Origin of the sequence: Micromonospora sp. NPDC050784 (assembly GCF_044456765.1) — a bacterium.
GTDB lineage: Bacteria > Actinomycetota > Actinomycetes > Mycobacteriales > Micromonosporaceae > Micromonospora > Micromonospora foliorum.
On sequence record NZ_JBITGG010000045.1, the window covers coordinates 1 to 4,182 of the forward strand.

A 4,182-nucleotide genomic window follows, 5' to 3' on the forward strand; every position below is an offset into this window, starting at 1 on the left:
CGCCATGGCGGGGGGTGGGGGGCCCAACGCACCCCCCAATGACCCTTGGGGCCCCCCCCCCGGCGCCCGGGGGGGGGGGGGGGTGCCCCCGGGGGGGGGGGGGGGGGGTCACCCCCCCCCCACCCCCCCCCGCCGTATTGGTGGTGTTGGCTCCGATCGGCCCTGAGCTGGGCTCCGACCAGCGGCTCCGTCGACCGGAACGAGGGCGGCGGGTCGCTCTCCAGGGGGAAACACGCAGCAAGGGGAATACCGGCCCTTGACGCGGCCCGGGGCTGCCAGGCACGCTGACACCAGCAAGACACCGCGCTTGCGACGGCCACGACGTGGGTATGACAGCGGCGGCACCATCGGCCGCTGGAACCCGAGCGGCCCAGTGGGGAGTTGCGTTCTGAGCGGCCCGGCAGACCCCGGTTGACGGGGGCCGAGGCGCGCTCCGCAAACAACCTGCGGGGTGGGCTGGACAGCGGTTAGCCTCTCGGCTACACTGCTAGTTTGCGCTGCCTTCCGACTTGACCCCTGCTCGGAAATGTCCGTTTACGGATATTTCTGGTGGGGTCATTGGAGTGCACGCGTACCAGCCGTTCTGCAGCACCGGTCCTCGGAAGGACGCATCTTGGCAGCTTCCCGCCCTGCGAAGACCAGTCGTACGTCGAGCGCATTCGCTCCCCGCCGAGTTTCATTCGGCAGGATCACCGAACACCTCGAGGTCCCCAACCTCCTTGCCATTCAGAACGAGTCCTTCGACTGGCTCGTCGGCAACGAGGCTTGGCAGGGCCGGTCGGCGGACGACCCGCACGCACGCTCGGGTCTCGCGGAGATCCTTGAAGAGATCAGTCCCATTGAGGACTTCTCCGGCACCATGTCGCTCTCCTTCTCAGCGCCGCGCTTCGACGAGGTCAAGGCCTCGATCGAGGAGTGCAAGGAGAAGGACCTGACCTACTGCGCTCCGCTCTTCGTGACCGCGGAGTTCACCAACAACACCACTGGCGAGATCAAGAGCCAGACGGTGTTCATGGGTGACTTCCCGATGATGACGCCCAAGGGCACCTTCGTCATCAACGGCACCGAGCGTGTCGTGGTCAGCCAGCTCGTCCGGTCTCCGGGCGTGTACTTCGACAAGCAGCCGGACAAGACCTCCGACCGCGACCTCTCCAGCGTCAAGGTCATCCCGAGTCGGGGTGCCTGGCTGGAGTTCGACATCGATAAGCGCGACACGGTCGGCGTACGCATCGACCGTAAGCGTCGGCAGGCCGTCACCGTCCTGCTCAAGGCCATCGGATGGTCGGCCGAGCGGATCCGTGAGAAGTTCGGCTGGTCCGAGCTGATGATGACCACGCTCGAGAAGGACCACATCGCCGGCGCCGACGAGGCCCTGCTCGACATCTACCGCAAGCTGCGCCCTGGCGAGCCGCCGACGCGCGAGAACGCCCAGACCCTGCTCGACAACCTCTTCTTCAACCCGAAGAGGTACGACGTCGCCAAGGTCGGGCGCTACAAGTTCAACAAGAAGCTCGAAGTCGGAGTGCCGATCACCACCGGCACGCTGACCGAGGACGACATCGTCGCCACCGTGGAGTACCTGTGCCGGCTGCACGCCGGTGAGGACGGCTACGAGGCCGACGACATCGACCACTTCGGCAACCGGCGCCTCCGTACCGTGGGCGAGCTGATCCAGAACCAGGTTCGGGTCGGCCTGTCCCGGATGGAGCGGGTCGTCCGCGAGCGGATGACCACGCAGGACGTCGAGGCGATCACCCCGCAGACCCTGATCAACATCCGCCCGGTGGTGGCGGCGATCAAGGAGTTCTTCGGGACGTCCCAGCTGTCCCAGTTCATGGACCAGACCAACCCGCTGGCGGGCCTGACCCACCGGCGTCGGCTGAGCGCGCTCGGCCCGGGTGGTCTGTCCCGGGAGCGGGCCGGCTTCGAGGTCCGCGACGTGCACCCGTCCCACTACGGCCGGATGTGCCCGATCGAGACGCCGGAAGGCCCGAACATCGGCCTGATCGGCGCGCTGTCCACCTTCGCCCGGGTCAACCCGTTCGGCTTCATCGAGACGCCGTACCGGAAGGTCGTCGAGGGTCGGGTCACCGACCAGATCGACTACCTGACCGCGGACGAGGAGGACCGGTTCGTCAAGGCCCAGGCCAACGCGCGCCTGAAGGCTGACGGCACGTTCGCCGAGGAGCGGGTGCTCTGCCGCCGTAAGGGCGGCGAGACCGAGGACGTCCTCCCCGGTGCCGTCGACTACATGGACGTCTCGCCCCGGCAGATGACCTCGGTCGCGACCGCCATGATCCCGTTCCTCGAGCACGACGACGCCAACCGGGCACTGATGGGCGCGAACATGCAGCGCCAGGCGGTGCCGCTGGTCAAGGCCGAGGCGCCGCTCGTGGGTACGGGCATGGAGTACCGGGCCGCCGTTGACGCTGGCGACGTGGTTGTCGCCGAGGTCGGCGGTGTGATCGAGGATCTCTGCGCCGACTACGTCACCATCCACCAGGATGACGGCCACCGCCGGACGTACCTGCTGCACAAGTTCCGCCGCTCCAACGCCGGCTCCTGCGTCAACCAGAAGCCGGTCGTCTTCGAGGGCGACCGCGTCGAGGCCGGTCAGGTCATCGCCGACGGTCCGTGCACCGACGAGGGCGAGATGGCACTCGGACGCAACCTGCTGGTGGCGTTCATGTGCTGGGAGGGTCACAACTACGAGGACGCGATCATCCTGTCGCAGCGCCTCGTGCAGCAGGACGTGCTCACCTCGATCCACATCGAGGAGCACGAGGTCGACGCTCGGGACACCAAGCTCGGCCCGGAGGAGATCACCCGCGACATCCCGAACGTCAGCGAGGAAATGCTCGCTGACCTCGACGAGCGCGGCATCATCCGGATCGGCGCCGAGGTCGTCCCCGGTGACATCCTGGTCGGCAAGGTCACGCCCAAGGGTGAGACCGAGCTGACCCCGGAGGAGCGGCTGCTCCGCGCGATCTTCGGTGAGAAGGCGCGTGAGGTTCGGGACACCTCGCTGAAGGTGCCGCACGGCGAGACCGGCACGGTCATCGGTGTGCGCACGTTCTCCCGCGAGGACGGCGACGAGTTGCCGCCGGGCGTCAACGAGCTGGTCCGGGTCTACGTCGCCCAGAAGCGCAAGATCCAGGACGGCGACAAGCTCGCCGGCCGGCACGGCAACAAGGGCGTCATCTCGAAGATCCTGCCGATCGAGGACATGCCGTTCCTTGAGGACGGCACCCCGGTCGACATCGTGCTCAACCCGCTCGGCGTGCCGAGCCGGATGAACATCGGCCAGGTGCTGGAGACCCACCTCGGTTGGGTCGCCAAGACCGGTTGGAAGGTCGAGGGTGACGACGCCGACTGGAAGCGCCAGCTCCGCTCGATCGACGCGCACGAGTCCGAGGGTGACACCAACGTGGCCACCCCGGTCTTCGACGGTGCCCGCGAGGAGGAGATCTCCGGTCTGCTCGAGTCGACCCTGCCCAACCGGGACGGCAAGCAGCTGATCGGGCGTACCGGCAAGGCGCAGCTGTTCGACGGTCGTTCCGGCGAGCCGCTGCCGGACCCGATCGCGGTCGGCTACGTCTACATCCTGAAGCTCAACCACCTGGTCGACGACAAGATCCACGCTCGTTCGACCGGCCCGTACTCGATGATCACGCAGCAGCCGCTGGGTGGTAAGGCGCAGTTCGGTGGTCAGCGTTTCGGTGAGATGGAGTGCTGGGCGATGCAGGCGTACGGCGCTGCCTACGCCCTGCAGGAGCTGCTCACGATCAAGTCCGACGACGTGCTCGGCCGAGTGAAGGTCTACGAGGCCATCGTCAAGGGCGAGAACATCCCGGAGCCGGGCATCCCGGAGTCGTTCAAGGTGCTGCTCAAGGAGCTGCAGTCGCTGTGCCTCAACGTTGAGGTGCTCTCCAGCGACGGTGTGGCCCTGGAAATGCGCGAGACCGACGACGAGGTGTTCCGGGCCGCTGAGGAGCTGGGCATCGACCTGTCCCGGCGCGAGCCGAGCTCGGTCGAAGAGGTCTGAGGTGAGCGGTCGGGGGGGGGGGGGGGGGGCCCCCCCCCCCCCCCCCCCCCCACCCCCCACACCCCCCCCCCCCCCCCCACACCCCCCCCCCCCCCCCCAAAAAAACACCCACCGACGCTGGGGCCCCCCCCCCCCCC

1 protein-coding gene is annotated in these 4,182 nt (G+C 67.9%); it reads left to right on the plus strand.

Annotated elements, in window-relative coordinates; genetic code table 11:
* Positions 1 to 613: 613 nt before the first annotated feature.
* Positions 614 to 4,045, plus strand: coding sequence for a DNA-directed RNA polymerase subunit beta (locus ACIBD9_RS32180; RefSeq protein ID WP_238660443.1), 3,432 nt, complete (start codon positions 614 to 616; stop codon positions 4,043 to 4,045).
* Positions 4,046 to 4,182: the final 137 nt, after the last annotated feature.